12 protein-coding genes are annotated in these 16,616 nt (G+C 31.0%); 3 read left to right on the forward strand and 9 right to left on the reverse strand.

Features of this window, described 5'->3' with window-relative positions; all coding sequences use genetic code 11:
• Positions 1-18: 18 nt before the first annotated feature.
• The 8 genes from kwaB to RSE15_RS00280 all read right to left on the reverse strand — a co-directional run bounded on the left by kwaB (position 19) and on the right by RSE15_RS00280 (position 8,492).
• Positions 19-975 (reverse strand): anti-phage protein KwaB, encoded by a 957-nt coding sequence (gene kwaB / locus RSE15_RS00245; RefSeq protein WP_324068995.1) that lies wholly within the window; start codon positions 973-975, stop codon positions 19-21.
• A complete protein-coding gene (gene kwaA / locus RSE15_RS00250; RefSeq protein ID WP_324068996.1) occupies positions 956-1,546 on the reverse strand; it encodes an anti-phage protein KwaA in 591 nt (196 codons plus the stop codon). Before kwaA ends, kwaB begins: the two co-directional genes overlap by 20 nt.
• 170 nt (positions 1,547-1,716) lie before the next feature.
• Entirely contained in the window at positions 1,717-3,624 is a 1,908-nt protein-coding gene (locus RSE15_RS00255) for a DUF262 domain-containing protein (protein ID WP_324068997.1), read from the reverse strand.
• A 796-nt stretch (positions 3,625-4,420) separates the two neighbouring features.
• Complete coding sequence (locus RSE15_RS00260; protein ID WP_324068998.1) at positions 4,421-5,077, reverse strand: hypothetical protein; 657 nt, start codon at positions 5,075-5,077, stop codon at positions 4,421-4,423.
• A 171-nt stretch (positions 5,078-5,248) separates the two neighbouring features.
• The gene (locus RSE15_RS00265) at positions 5,249-5,923 is read right to left on the reverse strand and encodes a hypothetical protein (RefSeq protein ID WP_324068999.1); all 675 of its coding nucleotides are present in this window, start codon (positions 5,921-5,923) and stop codon (positions 5,249-5,251) included.
• A 610-nt stretch (positions 5,924-6,533) separates the two neighbouring features.
• The gene (locus RSE15_RS00270; RefSeq protein ID WP_231843882.1) at positions 6,534-7,202 is read right to left on the reverse strand and encodes an HIRAN domain-containing protein; all 669 of its coding nucleotides are present in this window, start codon (positions 7,200-7,202) and stop codon (positions 6,534-6,536) included.
• A gap of 1 nt (position 7,203) precedes the next feature.
• Positions 7,204-8,160 carry a HipA domain-containing protein gene (locus RSE15_RS00275; RefSeq protein WP_324069000.1) on the reverse strand — a complete coding sequence of 319 codons (957 nt, stop codon included), beginning with the start codon at positions 8,158-8,160 and terminating at the stop codon, positions 7,204-7,206.
• 92 nt (positions 8,161-8,252) lie between these two features.
• Positions 8,253-8,492: a helix-turn-helix domain-containing protein gene (locus tag RSE15_RS00280; RefSeq protein ID WP_231843884.1), complete on the reverse strand. Its 240-nt coding sequence runs from the start codon at positions 8,490-8,492 to the stop codon at positions 8,253-8,255.
• A gap of 619 nt (positions 8,493-9,111) precedes the next feature.
• Here RSE15_RS00280 and RSE15_RS00285 point away from each other — a divergent pair.
• From RSE15_RS00285 to RSE15_RS00295, 3 genes are all read left to right on the forward strand, one after another.
• Positions 9,112-12,123: a SusC/RagA family TonB-linked outer membrane protein gene (locus RSE15_RS00285; RefSeq protein ID WP_324069001.1), complete on the forward strand. Its 3,012-nt coding sequence runs from the start codon at positions 9,112-9,114 to the stop codon at positions 12,121-12,123.
• Between the two features lie 17 nt (positions 12,124-12,140).
• The gene (locus RSE15_RS00290; RefSeq protein ID WP_324069002.1) at positions 12,141-13,532 is read left to right on the forward strand and encodes a RagB/SusD family nutrient uptake outer membrane protein; all 1,392 of its coding nucleotides are present in this window, start codon (positions 12,141-12,143) and stop codon (positions 13,530-13,532) included.
• Positions 13,533-13,644: 112 nt separating this feature from the next.
• Positions 13,645-16,206: a S9 family peptidase gene (locus tag RSE15_RS00295; RefSeq protein ID WP_324069003.1), complete on the forward strand. Its 2,562-nt coding sequence runs from the start codon at positions 13,645-13,647 to the stop codon at positions 16,204-16,206.
• A 60-nt stretch (positions 16,207-16,266) separates the two neighbouring features.
• Here RSE15_RS00295 and RSE15_RS00300 read toward each other — a convergent pair whose 3' ends face one another.
• Positions 16,267-16,539, reverse strand: coding sequence for a DUF6520 family protein (locus tag RSE15_RS00300; RefSeq protein WP_231843888.1), 273 nt, complete (start codon positions 16,537-16,539; stop codon positions 16,267-16,269).
• Positions 16,540-16,616 lie beyond the last annotated feature (77 nt).

A 16,616-nucleotide genomic window follows, 5' to 3' on the forward strand; every position in this document is an offset into this window, starting at 1 on the left:
CTGTTGGTGGTAGTTTCTTTAATCTTCTTCTATTTCGGATTTGTTTTCACTTTCATAATCAAGATCGGTTAAGTTAGATTTCAGATAGTCATCATTTAATATACCGATTGTAATTATTTTTGATATGTCAGTATCAAGCATAATTCTGTCATTAGTTGCATTCAGTCTAATTTTTGTACTTAGTTTAGGATGATTTGTTATAAACTCTATAACTCTCAATTTTGCTAATTGTAACACAGGAGAATTTGCATTTATTCGCAGAACTCGTTTTGCATATTTTATATTATTAACGAAAGCGGTTAATTCACCAATGTTGGCTATTAAATCTAAATCTTGAATTAACGTTATATTTTGTCTTGCCTGATTTTTTATAATTTCATTATAACCATAAGCCGATGATAATGTTTTAATATTGTTTACAAATAAATTATCGTTTGCGAAAAGGAAATCTATTGAGTTGTTGATTTGCAAAATGTTTGAACTTAGTTTTTCAAATCTATCTCCAATAGGAAGAAAGCCAAGCATTCTATCTTGTCTTACAATTGTAACAGGATAAACATGCTTGTAAATTGTAAAATGATTTTCAACATTCCCAACAGTTATTAATATAGCTTTTATACTTTCTATATCGTCATTGTTAAAAGAAAAATCTTCATACTCGGAGAATGGGTCAAAATTGTTAGCTGATGCTAATTTCTCTGGAAACTCTTCCAAATCATAGTAGAAAATTGAATTAAAAGTTTCAATTGAACTTGAGATTTCTCTTAAAACTAATTCTTGATTATCGAAGAATTTATTATTTATTGTAGCTCTGAAAATTTCTTTTAATTCATCAGCTAGCTCAACCGAAATATCAGCTTTTAAAATTGTTTCTGTTTCATCATCATTTTTTTTAATAAGATGAACATTTATTCCAATAGGATTAACTTCATCATTTATAATACTCAATTGATCTCTAAGTTCTTGTAAATTCATTTGGTTTAGATTTATTTGCTATGTAAATGTTATCACTTAATAATTTATATTCAATCCAATCATTTTCAGAAATTATATCTCTTGAAATGAATATAACGTTATTCCTTTTCGTTGTAGAAATTTTATAAATGTGGTATCCTAAAATTGCAAGAGTTGGATTTGTATAAAACATATTTGTTTTAACATAAATCAATCCAATAATTATTAAGACTAAAAAGAACATTAGACTATTTCTATCTTCATCTAAGTTAAAATCTAGATCAAAACTTAAAAGTGGAATAACATAAGTTACTAAGAATGTTAAATGTTCCCAATTTATATTTTCAATATTTGTTACTTTTTCTGGTAAAGATTTATTACCGCTTACAATATATTTAAATCTGAAATAAAATATAAATCCAAGAACAACAATAACTATTGAAATAGTTGGAATTATGTTGTCTAAAAGCAGTTTCTTCCAGCCTACAAATTCACAATCAAAAAAGCAAAGAGGGATTTTTACTTTATTGATAAATAATAAAATAAACAATAGCCACAATGATAATATGTAAAGTTGAATTTTTAATTTCATATTTTATTTTCCTTTTTTTTCGGTAAAATTACTACCAACGTTTTGGTAAGCGGATTTGGAAGCACTAAACTGTCAACCTAGCACAAAGTTTAATACGAGATAAAATTTACAATTTAGTAGTACCCCCTCCTTATTACAAAACAGCTGATGCCAGTTGTGTTTTTACTGTTTTAGTCCTCGTCTGCAATTGTTTCTTTTTCTAAATATTCTTGGTTTGTTAATTGGGCGTTATTGTTTATAGCTAGTACTTTTTTGAGCTCTTCTATTAATACTGACTTTCTTTTTTCGTAAAACTCAAGAAAGTCTAAGAAATCTAAACTGATGTCCTCGGGTATAAAATTGCTAATTTTAAAATAAGTCCTTACTGATTCATCTTTTTTATCTAGCCAAACTTTAAATGCAGTTGCATTCTTTGATTCATTTTGTCTTCCCTCTAAAAGCTGTAAATTAGGAACTGTATCCCTAAGTTTTAACCATTCATCTTGCATTTCTTTAGATAGTCCTATTTTGTTAAAATTGTCAACATCAAATTTAGATGCTGGGTGTATGTGATCTTGATGAAATTGAACCTCTTTGTATTTTAAGTTAGGGTATAGTAATGATAAAACAAAGAATGATGAAGCACCCTTTCGGTATGACATAAAATTGTCTAATTCAATTTCTGTTATGTATAGAGATTTTCGTGAAGGAAGTTCAAATTTTAAAATTTCCTCAAAAGAAAAATGATTGCTTTTTAGTTTGAATATTATTTTACCATTTTCATCTTTTGATTGTGCACGGAATGCATTTCTCAAAAATGCAATCAATTGATCTTGAGAACTACCATAAATACCATTTAGTAAGGAGTGTATTAAATACTTCTTGATATCAAGCTTAGTTGTATCATTAATTACTCCATTTTTGTATATGTAATAAGCGATAATTATGGTTGCATTTTGAGAAGTTAATAAGCTTTGATTAAATCCAAACTCTACTAAAAGTTCAACAGTTTGTTCAATTGCATTTGCAATATTTTTCCATTCATTTTTGATTTTTTGAACATTTTCAGATTTAAATGAATTGACCTTATAAAGAACTGGGGCGTCTGTTAATACCAAACAAGAACGCATTAAAAATTCGTTTGAGAAGCCAAAACCATCTCCTTTTCTATTGATTTTTTGTAGTAGCCCTTCAATTTCATCTCTGCCGCTGTCCCAGGTAGCGACTATTGTAGAAAATAACAAGTCAGTTTTATTTAATTGTGTTCCACCACTATTAACACGAATAAATATTTTTAGTATATCTTCTAGATCTTGCTTGTCAATTTCAAAATAGTTGATAAGTTGGTCAGTTGATATTCGTTTATGTAAAGTTTCAAGCGTTTTTTTTACTAACCTTCTTTTCTCATTGATAATATCTTTTTGTTTTTGGTTCTTACATTTTTTTATAAATGAGTCTATAATAATATCAAATTCTGGGTCGGCATTCCACGATAATACGTCTCCAACTTTAAACCAAAACATATTGTCTTCATTTACCCTTTCTGCTCCATTTTCATCTTGTTGTCTGATTTTTCTATATACCCAGTCTTCACTTTCTTTTTCAGTAAGAAATCTAAATTCGAAATTCTGTTCCTCAATAGTTTCAATGATATTTTCAGAATTTACTCTGTAAGGTAGCGAAAGTAAGTTTAGAAATAGTTTTGACTTACGATAAGCATTATCATCTGCCCAACGCATATATGGTGCTTTTTCTGTGTGTGTACCTTGAAGTCCAATATACATCGAACTGAGTCTTTGCTGTCCATCAAGCACACCAATTATTTCAGGATTTAATAAACTACCATCTTTCTTTTTATTGTATGGATTTCTTTGGTCGTATTCCCTCAAAAACTCATAAAAAACATAGTTGTTAGCAACTTCTCTATTTAAATTCCAAAAGAGAAAAGTTCCAATAGGGAAGTTTCTCATTAATGAATCAAAAAGAAGTTCAATTTGAGGTTTTCCCCAAACAAATTTTCTTTGTAAAGCTGGTAGGAAAACTTTGCTACCTTCAATTTCTTTTACAATTTGTAGTATGCTTTTACTTTTATATGCCATTTTTTTAGATGTGTTTTTTTGTCTGTTTGGTTTTTGTTTTACACTTGTTGTAACTTGTTTATATCATCAAATCTATATAACTAAATAATTTATTTATAATAATTTTTAGATATATTAACATTTAAACTCAAAGCTTTCATTGTTTAAAATTTTTGGCAATTAAATAAAATATTAAATGATATTGTTACGGTGTTTTGGGTAAAAATATTACGGTCTTTTTTGTTAAGTAATTAATAGTTATAAATGCCTAATCTCCATCCTTAATATCAAAATAGATATAAATCAACTGTAAAATAAGAATAACTAAACCAATGAACATGATTAAAGCATACGTTCTTGAACTATCCCATTTTTTCATATTTTTCAAAACTTTTATTATTTATTTAAAATCATTAAAACATCGATATTGTTAAAAAATTCAACTTTGTTTTAATAGTTTTCTTTCCAATTATCATGACCATAAAATATTCCTTAGTTTTATATATTTTAACTCTCATATAAATGTCAGCAAACCATTAATAACTCAACTAATTATTTCTATTATCAATATAACATGTTCATTTAAAAACTAAGCTAAATTAGTTACCTCAATTCTTTATTGGTAAGTATTTTTGGAATTTTACTATGCAAAAACGAAATGATAAAATAATTAGTTATTTTTATTTTTTTTGTGCTAATTTATATGGTTACGCGAAAGGATTTGCCCACCAGTAAGGGGGGTATTTTTTTTCGAAAAATAGTTTAAATTAAAGGAAGAAGTGCAATAGTAACATGTGTAATCAGCAGTTATCTTTATTTAAATCAATCCTTGAGTGTTAAGTTCTGCTATAATTAATCGAACGTCTGCGGTATTTATATAATCAATTAATGCATATTTTCTCCCGAAGCCATTTAGAGAAGTTCCCAAGAAAAGTCCTTTACCATTATAGTTACTTATCCAAAATCTGTCGTGAAAGTCATCTGTATGTTTTATGTTGATGGTTAATGTTTCTTTTTTACTAAATAGCAGACTTTTAATTGAGTTTGCAGCAACAGAATTATATCTTGGCGAAGTAATAAATGTTATTTCATCTATAATTGATAAATATTTATCTAAAATATCTACTACAAAATTTGGATAAGTTGCATCGTGATTATTTGGAAAAAAATATCTATCAATTATAATGAGTTTATTTGTTTTTATTGTTCTGTCGAGATATTTTTGAATGAGTAATTTGATATCACCAGGACGATGGCTGGTTGTTCCAAGAGCTTCAAGGTATTGAGAAGTATTAAAAGCTTCTGTTATTCCAACATCAAGTAGCCATTCTTTTTCTTTTTCGATGTTAATTTCATTGTTTTCTGGAAAATAATGAAAGAATTCAACATCTTTTATTTCCGACAATTTTTCGACAAGCTTTGTTTCGTCGTCTAAAGGATTTATTAATACTTTTAAGTACATTACTTTTTTCATTTTTGATTTAAAATTGAGTTATAATTTTGATTCTGCGTTACAATTACTATATTATATTATTAAATAAATAAAACTTTTAAAATTTGTTCAAAAAAAATGCCTATGCATCTTTTTGATTATATTGCTTTCATGAAAGGTGAAAGGAATCGCGCAAATTCAAATGAGTACATATTATTTTACTTGGCTTAAATAATCTAAAATTTGTTTAGCGTTTTTGGTCACAAACGAAACTTGATTTTCCGTTACTTTTTCACCGTGAATCGCATAATTACAAATTGAAAGTATTTCTCTTAGTATAACAAAAAAGTTGTTATCAATAATTTCAAATTTGGCTAAGTCTTGAATAATTCGAGTTAATGGCTGATGTCTAGGGTCAAAATTACCACTATCAAATCGTTGTACCCAAATCCGTCTTAATTGTTTTTCAATGTTAAAACGTACTTGGAACATTAATAAATTGCCTTGTGGAACATCAATACGTCTAGCTATTTTGATGTCTGGTGTGATACCGTGTTCTTTTAGTTTGGCACTTAAAATCCTTTCAATTTCGTATTGTAGCTCAGGTAATTTATTGTCAGGTGGTGGAGGTCCAAATGTCTGAACGGTTTGATGTACAGTTTGAGTTTGACTGCTGCGAATTTCGTTTTTTATGTCTCCTAGTTTAATCCTAATATCTTGTTTAAGGTCTTCAATTTCTTTTTTTAGCTTAATGCCAAAAAAATCAATTTCTGAAAAAATGGGTACAAGCATTAGCGCCACAAAAATTAAAAAAATAAAAATATCAAATAGAACAGATTGTCCTGAAATTATTTCGTCAAAACGGTTAAATAGAATTATTCCTGTCAATCCGATTAGTAAAATCCACCATAATATTTTAAACCAGTTTGGAAGTTTCATATTGTTTTTGAGTTTTTTTAGGGTTACTGCTAACTTGTTTATATAATCAAATATATACAGCTTTTAAAATTTATTAATAAAAAAAGTTGCCTAAACATTTAACTCTTAATATCAAAATAGATATAAATCAACTGTAAAATAAGAATAACTAAACCAATGAACATGATTAAAGCATACGTTCTTGAACTATCCCATTTTTTCATATTTTTCAAAACTTTTATTATTTATTTTAAATCATTAAAACATCTATATTGTTAAAAAAATCAACTTTGTTTTAATAGTTTTCTTTCCAATTATCATGACCTTAAAATATTCCTTAGTTTTCTATATTTTAACTCTCATATAAATGTCAGCAAACCATTAATAACTCAACTAATTATTTCTATTATCAATATAACATGTTCATTTAAAAACTAAGGTAAATTAGTTACCTCAATTCTTTTTTAGTATGTATTTTTGGAATTTTACTATGCAAAAACGAAATGATATAGTATTTCTTGTTTTTGTATAATAAAAAAAAGATGCCAATTGGCATCTTTTAATATTGATTGTAATAAAGTTATATTACTCTTACTGAAAAATATATTTGTTTCATTTTTCCATTTTTTTCAAGATTCGTTACCCTTATGTCAATTTCTTCGTTTTTGACTTTATGAAAGAATAAGTTATGACCTCTTTTAACGTAACCTATACATTCAGAATTTTTGAAAATCTTTACCGCTGATTTATCAACTTGATTTTCTGGCTCAAGTTCAAATCTTAATTTATCACCTATGTTTACGCAATCTGAATCTAATTTTAAATGGGATAGGGCAGCAATGTCTGAAACAAAATTAACTCCTACACCATTGTGTTTTTTTGGATATTCAGCAAGAAATTCAAAGGTGTCAGTTGCTAACTCTCCTTGTGTAAACCCTAATTCATCAAACCAATCTAGACCTTCAATGTTAGCGTTCCAAAAAGATAAATAATTGTTTCGATCCGCTCTAGTTTTTGGCATCAATCTTAAAGATAAAGCTGTTTTTAGATTGGTACGATATTCTTTGTCAAAGTCTGGAAACTCGGGATAGTTATAAAATCCTTTGTTACTAGCTTTCTTGACTTCATCGGATTGATATTTAAATACAATATCGTCCCCTGATGAATTTTCTCTTGAAAAGACACCTACTAAAAATCGACCATCTCCTTTGCCTGGTCTCCAACTTAAATAGATTTTTTTTAATATCATATTACAAGAATTCCTGTAAAAGTTTTTTTGTTCTGATTGTTATTAATTTACTTATTAATTCCTTCCTTTTTGGTGAAAGGAAGTATTTTTCATTTGCAAAGATAATACCATTATCTATGTTTAAAACAATATCGTTAATTATATTTTCGTTAAAACTCTCATTAACTTTTTTTATAGAATTAAATACAACATCCGGATAGATTTTTGATATGTGCTTTAGTAATTCTATATGTGGCATTGCAGCACCAAACCATTTTAGATGGGATACAGCTTTCTCTCCAAATAAATACTTTTCTAATTTATAATCATCATTTATAAAACTATCTAAATTTTCTTCAATAATATTATAAGCTAAACAATTGCCATTATCAAAAAGTGGAGAAAATCGAACAGTTCTAGTAATAATAGGTGAGTTTGTATCTTTTTTTAACCCGAAATATTTATTTGGTCTAATTTGTATTTTGATTTCTCTTATAATTGCCCAATTTTGTTGATGTCTGTCCCTATTTCCTATAACTGAATCAAAAACAAGCATATTTATAAAATCGTTTATAATTAATTTTTCCTCTTCTTTTTTTAATGACTTAAAGAAACTCTCAACTAGTTGAAAAGTATGGTCTGTTCCTCTTTTTGTTTCAAACTCTGGATAAATTCTTAAAAGGACTTGTTGTCCATGAATTAATTCTTGAGTGAAATCTTCTGTCATTGATTTTGAAAGACATCCGCCGATACCGTCTAAAGTAGCAACTTCATATTTTAATACATTAAAACCTAACTTATTTCCAACTTCATATGCAATAATTTCATTCCAAAATTCCCATGGATATTTTTCTTTTGGTTCTTTAAAATAAAACAAATCATAAGTTTCGGGATGTAATACCACTTTTTTAATTCTCTTCCCAATAGGAACGAACCTTTGATCGCCAGAAGGCCATTGTGATATATCAATTAATTTCATATATTAAAAGTTCTTGGCTGAGTTTGACTTTCAAAAGTCTTTTATATACATTTTGTATTTTAATAATACCTTTGAATCTTAAATAAATAAAATTATTCCTTGTCTAAATCAATTTTGAAATCAAATAGCTGGTTTGGTTGTAATTTTAATCCTTTTGATAATTCAAGAATAGTATTTAAGGTGATATTGATTTCACCCTTTTCAATCTTGCTAATGTTACTATGATCAATATCGCATCTTTGAGCTAATTGTCTGTAGCTTAGATTTTGTTCAATTCTATGCTTTTCTATAATCTTTCCAAAAAGAATTAAAAATTCATCTTTATCAATCATTACTCATTTTTAATGGCAATTTCATTACATTTTGAAAAAATATTGTAGGTTTATAAAACCACATTTAGTTTTTTTACTTATATTTGTTTAATATTTTTAATAAATTTGCGATTCTTCAAAAAAAAATTGAAGCATTCGCTTAGAATCTCGTCATCAAAAACTGGTAATTTTTAAACACACGAGATGATAAGTCAGATGCTCACGTCAATACTGGCGTGGGCTCACTTATTCGTGTGTTCGGTATACCAGTACCTTGATAGCGGATTTGTTGAGTTCCATGCCTTTTTTTTATGCCTAAAAGTCACTACTCAACATCATTCTTAGCACTGCTTTCATTACAAAGTTTCGCAAATAACTCATTTAACATTTTAGTTAGTTTGGAAGGGCACTGCCTGCGCTGTACTTTTTTAAGCAACGGCAGTATCACTTTTCAACTTAGAAACCTTAAAAAATAAATGCCTATGATGTAAAACAAAATAGTATGTCAAATGATTACATGAATTCAAACATGATAATCAATGCCATTCGTGGCTAACAAAAAAGTCCCCTAAACCGTCGGCAAACTAGCTAGAGGACTAAAGCAAACAAAACCAATGTTTCATTTAACCAACACAAAAGTATGAATAAAAATGCATTCTTTAGTTATTGGGCATCACAACTATTGCCCAAACTTATTCTCACATTAGCTGTATTTTCAACAGCTATACTACAAGCACAAAATACGGTTATCAAAGGAACTGTTTCCGATAACGTGGGTACGCTTTCGGGTGTTACCGTTGTTATCAAAGGAACCACAACCGGAACGTTAACCGATATTGATGGTAACTTTCAAATTACTGCTCAACCCAGTGATGTCTTAGTGTTTTCCTATTTAGGATATCAAACACAAGAAGTACCAATTAACAACAGGACTATAATTAAAATTAATCTACAAGAAGACACAACAACACTTAAAGAAGTGATTGTAAATGCAGGTTATTATAATGTAAAAGACAAGGAGGGTACAGGTAGTATTGCAACTGTAAAAGCTGCAGCTATTGAACAACAACCCGTAACCAATGTTTTGGCTACATTGCAAGGACGAATGGCTGGGGTAAATATTACGCAGGCTACGGGTGTTCCAGGCGGTGGATTTAGTATACAAATTCGCGGAGTGAATAGTATTCGAACCGAAGGCAATCAGCCTTTGTATTTGGTTGATGGTATGCCATTTTCAACGGAGAGTATGGGAAATGCTGCTATATCAGGTTCTATTATGGGAGGAGTTTTAAATCCTTTGAATGCTATTAATCCTTCCGATATTGAAAGCGTTGAAGTATTAAAAGATGCGGATGCTACAGCCATTTATGGTTCTAGAGGCGCCAATGGAGTAGTGCTGATTACCACTAAGAAAGGAAAAAAAGGCAAGACACAATTTACTGTTGACACTTATACTGGGGCAGGTACAATCAGCCGAAGACTGGATTTATTGAATACTCCACAATATTTAGCCATGCGTGAAGAAGCCTTTGCTAATGATGGCATAAGTAGTTATCCGTTTTGGGCGTATGATGTTAATGGTACTTGGGATCGTAACCGTTATACTGATTGGCAAAAAGAATTGATAGGAGGAACTGCTCTAACGAGAAATATTTCGTTAGGTGTTTCAGGAGGAACAGGAAATACTCAGTTTATGGTGAGAGGGACACACTTTAATGAGACCACGGTATTTCCAGGTGATTTTAGTTATGGTAAAAGTGCCGTTCATTTCAATATTGCCCATCAGTCTGATAACCAAAAGTTTCAAATGAATATGTCGGGTAATTATGTTGCGGATAAAAACAACTTGTTTAGTACCGATTTGACTCGATTGGCAACAACTATAGCACCCAACGCACCTGCCTTATATGATGCTGATGGGAATTTGAATTGGGAAAACGGCACTTGGGATAATCCTTTGAGTTTGTTGAATGGAAGATATTTAACAACTACTAAAGGTTTAACCGTTGGAAGTACCCTTTCTTATGCTATACTTCCCGATTTAGAATTGAAATCATCTTTTGGTTATAGTGATACCCGAGTAGCAGAGTCTAGTACAAGTCCGTCGACTATTTATAATCCCGCTTATGGATTAACCAGTGCTATTTCGTCTACCATGGTTAATCAATCTCAACAGAATTCTTGGAGTATAGAACCCCAAATACATTGGCAAAAGACCTTAGGTAATGGGAAAGTTAGTATGTTGCTTGGGAGTACTTTTCAAGAGCGAAGTGCGACTCAGTTAGCGGTTTATGGTGCAGGATTTTCGAGTAATGCTTTGTTAGACAATTTGTCGGCTGCTTCATTTACTCAAATCATGAACGATTCCGAAATCAATTACCGTTATATGGCATTATTTGGTCGTTTGAATTATAGCTTACAAGACAAATATTTTTTTAATTTAACAGGGCGTAGAGATGGTTCAAGCCGTTTTGGACCTGGTAACCGTTTTGCTACATTTGGAGCTGTAGGTGCTGCTTGGTTGTTTAGTAAAACCGACTTTTTTGAAAAACAACTTCCGTTTATAAGTTTTGGAAAATTACGAGCTAGTTACGGTACTACGGGCAGTGATCAAATAGGGGATTATCAGTTTTTAAATACCTACACACCCAGTGGTATTGGTTATAATGGTGTAATAGGTTTGGTACCTGACCGTTTGTTTAATCCTGATTTTAGTTGGGAAGTAAATAAAAAATTTGAAGTAGCATTAGAAACTGGATTTTTAAATGACGCTATTTTTATAACTGCAGCTTATTTTAAAAATCGTTCTTCGAATCAGTTAGTTGGGATTCCTTTACCCGGTACAACAGGTTTTAATTCCATGCAAGCTAATTTAGATGCCACTGTTGAAAATAGAGGTTTAGAGTTGATTTTTCGAAGTGTAAATTTTTCAAAGAAAAATTTCAATTGGACTACTTCTGTCAATTTAACATTACCTAAGAATGAGTTGATAGCTTTCCCTGATTTAGAGGGTTCGGTCTATGCGAATCAATATGTTATAGGTCAGCCTTTAGGAATTTATAAGGTCTATGAATTTGCTGGGGTTAACCCAACTACTGGAATTTATGAATTTAGAGATTTTAATGGTGATGGATTATTGACTGATTTAGAAGATCGTCAAAAGATTGTAGATACCTCACCCGATTATTTTGGAGGATTGCAAAATAATTTGCGTTATAAAAACTGGGAATTGGATTTTCTATTTCAGTTTGTAAAACAGATTGGGGTTAATAGCAATGCAATTTCTGCTTTACCAGGGTCTTCAAGTAATATGCCTAACTCTGTATTAAATCATTGGCAACAAGTAGGCGATACAGGCCCCACACAACTCTACACGGCTGGTTTTAATGGTGCGGCTGTAAATGCTTTTTATTCTTATTATACACGAAGTGATGCGGCTTATAGTGATGCTTCTTATGTACGTTTGAAAAATCTATCCTTTTCGTATACATTGCCAAATTCTATTTTGAAAAATTTTAAATGTAAACTTTACTTTCAAGGACAGAATTTATTGACTTTCACACGATTTAACGGAGCAGACCCTGAAAATCAATCTAGAGGTCAGTTACCTACATTACGTGTATTGACTTTAGGGATGCAATTGACTTTTTAATTTTAAAAAAAACAATTATGAAAATAGTTATTCAAAATAAACTATCCTTTTGGATTTGTTTCCTTTTTATAGGATTTGCTTCGCAAAGTTGTGAAGAATTTGTAGCTGTAGATTTGCCTTCAAATCAATTGACGGGACCTATAGTTTTTGAAGATGAAGCTACTGCTGATGCAGCTTTGATTCACATTTACACCAAGTTGCGAAGTGAGCAGTTAGTTACGGGAACGTCTAATGGATTAAGTTGTTTACTAGGGAATTATGCTGATGAATTGGATTATTATGGAATAGGAGGTTTGCCCGCATTTGAGTTTTATCAGAATAATTTACTTCCATCTAATTCAACAGTAACGCTCACATGGAATGCTACCTATAATTTGATTTATGCAACTAATTCTATTATTGAAGGAGTTTCTAATTCAACAGGAATTAGTTTGAATTCTAAGGAGCGTTTATTAGGAGAGGCCTATTTTATTAGGGCTTATTTGCATTTTTATTTAGTTAATTTATATGGTGAGATACCTTACGTTTTAACAACTGATTATCAATTAAATAGTGATATAGAAAAACTAGCTGTAATGGATGTTTATGCTGCATTGACTACTGATTTGCAACAGGCTGTGACTTTGTTACCAGAATCCTATTTTGTACCTGAGCGAATTAGACCTAACAGAAGTGTAGCTTACGCTTTGTTATCGCGAATAAAACTTTACAGTGAGAATTGGTCACAAGCAGTTTTGTATGCAGATGAGGTTTTAAATAATACTTCGCTTTACACAATTGAAACCGATTTGAATTCTGTTTTCTTAAAGAATAGTGCAGGGACTTTGTGGCAGTTATTGCCACAATTTTCAGGTTCCAACACTTTAGAAGCCCAAACATTTATATTTAGTAGTGGTCCGCCACCTTCTTTTGCGTTGACTTCATCATTACTTGCATCGTTTGAAACAGGTGATTTGCGTCGTGCGAATTGGATTGGAACGGTTACCGATGGTGCAGATAGTTGGTATTATGCTAATAAATACAAAGAACAAGGCAATACAGGTTCTTCAGTTGAATACTCAATTTTATTTCGAATAGAGGAGCTTTATTTAATTCGTGCCGAAGCTAAAGCGCAATTGGGTGATTTAGTAGGAGCGCAGGATGATTTGAATGTGATACGAAATAGAGCAGGACTACCTAACACAACAGCTGTTACTCAAGCAACTTTATTGAATGCAATTTTGGAAGAGCGAAATAGAGAATTTTTTACCGAATTAGGACATCGTTGGTTTGATTTGAAGCGTACTGGATTTGCATCTAGTGTTTTGAGTGTTAAACCGGGTTGGGATGCAAAAGATTTACTTTGGCCTTTACCCGCTTCAGAACTACTATTGAATTCCAATTTATTACCACAGAATCCAGGTTATTAATGCAGTTACTACCTTAGATAATTAAGGGGGGCTGGTATGTAAAAGGTAAAAAGGGGTGGGTTAGGGGAATTTTAAAATAATAATTATGCGGTATTTTATATTATTATTTTTTATGTTGATAACGACCGTATTTTCGCAGCATAAAAAACAATTAACAGCAACGGATTATAGTTTGTGGAGTAAGTTTAATCAAACTTTAATGAGTTTAGATGGTCGTTGGGTAAGTTATGGGTTGGAGTATGAAAAAGCCGATACTCTTTTTTTAAAAAATACTACTTTCAAAAAATCGTTTTGTTTTCCAAAGGCAAATTGGGCTACTTTTTCATCAAAAAGTGATTGGTTTTCCTATTATCAAAAGGATAGTTTGTACTTGTTTGATTTAAAACAGGAACGAAAGCTATTTATAGATAAAATGATTGTTGATTATTTGTATTCGGGTGATGGAACTTATTTGTTAGTTTTTAAAAAAGAAGATGCGACTATTAATTTGCGGATATTAAACTTGAAAAACCAAAGTTCGGTTTACATTCATGATATAGTTTCTTATAAAGTAAGTCCCGATGCCAAACGCATTGCTCTAGTTACTAAAGAAGGCTCATCACAAAGCGTTAAAGTTGTTGCATTGAAATCAACCCTTGCTGAGGTAATAGTTGTAAAGGATTCTTCTTACTTATATAGTTTTCTCACTTGGGATGTTTCAGGAACTCGCTTGGCTTTTTTTAAATTTGAACGAAATCTATCTAATGACTTGAAAAAACCTGTTGCGATTTGTTGGAGTACAGGATTCGATAAAAAGGTTAATAAATTTACTTTAGAAGCTTCGGAGACTTTGCTACCTAAAGGTTATGATTTGACCACTATAAATTTGTATTTACCTGAACAAAGTGATGCAGTATTGTTTACTTTACAGCAACCACTGGAAAATTTAGCAGCTGTATCCAATCAGGAGGTTCAAATATGGAAGTCGGGAGATTTGACAATTCCGCCAAAAAGTAATAATGATGCTTATTATCGTTCGTTGAAGTGGTACAAATGGGATATCAAGTCGAATAGGGTATATGAGATTGAAGATTCCATACATCCGAATTCGATATTAACTGGAGATACAAAACATGCTTTGGTATACCATCCTGATGAGTTGGCACCCATTTATAAATGTAGTAATGAGTTGGTGGCACTATATGTAAAAAATATAGCTACTGGAGAGAAAGATTTATTATCTGACCGTCAGACCACATTAGAAAATCAGGTTCTTATTTCACCTACGGGAAAATACATTACTTATTTTAAAGACAAGGCTTGGTGGATTTATGATATTTATAAAAAAACACATTTGTGTTTAACATGTAATTTATCTTACCCTGTTCATCAAATTACCTATGATCGTGCTGGGCAGTTTCCTCCAACATATAGGACATCGTGGACAATGGATGGTTCTAAAGTTATTATACATGACCAATATGATGTTTGGTTGATAGCGCCAAATGGTACTTCCAAAAAGCGTTTGACAAATGGTGCAGTTACAAAAACTATTTATCGCGTTTATGAGCCGTATTCACCTGCTTCACCTAATTACTATTCTTTTGGGTTTTTGTCAACAGTTCATGACCTTAAGCGTCCACTTTTATTACAAACTGTAGACGAAGAAACCTTTGCACAAGGTTTTGTCTTATTGTATCCGAACGGTGTTATTAAAACATTGTTTAAACGAGAGAGTAAATTTCATTTAGTATCAACAACAAAGGATTTTACATCTTTTTTGTTTTTAGAGCAAAATTTCAGTTTACCACCAAGGTTGTTTGTTGTGAATAGTGATGGAAGTGAACAATTAATACATCAATCGAATACACAACAAGAGACATTTGAATGGGGTAAATCAAGATTAGTAACCTATACCAATTCAAAAGAAAAACCATTGAAAGGAGCTTTGTTTTATCCTAAAAATTATGATGCCGAAAAAAAATATCCTTTGTTGGTAGTCATATATGAGAAAAAATCGAAAGAGGTTTTTGATTATTCATACCCGACGGTTTTAAGTGATTGGGGTTTTACTATTTCTAATTACGTAAGTTCGGGCTATTTTGTATTATTACCAGATATAGCTTATGGGTTAAATTCACCTGGTGATGATGCATTGGATTGTGTTAGTGCTGCTGTTAATTCTGTTGTACAACAATATCCTATAGCTTCTGATGCTATAGCATTGCTAGGTCATTCTTTTGGGGGATATGAAACGGCTTACATTATGGGAAAATCGAAACTTTTTAAAACAGCAATTATAGGTGCTCCTCTTATTGATTTGCTCGATCATTATTTGACAATTGATGGTCATGGAAAATCTAATATGTGGCGTTTTGAGCATGATCAAATGCGAATGCCTATACCTTTTTATAGTAATGAATTTGAAAGGAATTCGCCTTTAAAAAATGTGCAGCATATTTCTTCTCCCATTCTAACTTGGACGGGTAGTGGTGATTTACAATTGGATTGGAAAAATGGAATGAAATTGCATAATGCATTATGGCGTTTGGATAAAAAGAGTACTTTACTACTATATCCGGATGAAGGTCATGTATTAGCGGATAAAAAGAATCAAGAAGATTTGTCAAATAAAGTCAAGGATTGGCTGGATTATTATTTGAAAGGTAAAAGTAAAGCGAGCTGGATGGAGTAGGTGTTTTACTTGATGTTAGTTAAGGTAAAGGTGTCGCAAAAGCGACACCTTTATTAATGATTAAGGTATTTTGTAAAGTACCTTAGAACAAGTAAGATCGTTTGGATTTACTTTTCCATACGCTTGTCTTTCTTGTCCTAAGTGGAACATTGTGCACACAGGTCCTATTTCAGTTCTACAAGAAACTGAAACATTACAAGGTGTTGGATAATTAATCCAACCTGTTTCAGGAGCTAAAACTTTGTTGTCTGCTTTTTGCGATGCAAAAGCTCCCACAATTGCCAAAGCAAAAACAGCAATTGGCAAACCGAATTTTAAAAACTTAGTTCTCATAATGTATAAAATTATAGTTGTGATCTACTCTGTTAACAGGTTTTCGATCTTCCCCTGAAACTGGCCAAGTATGTTTT

This window comes from Flavobacterium sp. (genome assembly GCF_035195345.1).
Lineage (GTDB): Bacteria > Bacteroidota > Bacteroidia > Flavobacteriales > Flavobacteriaceae > Flavobacterium.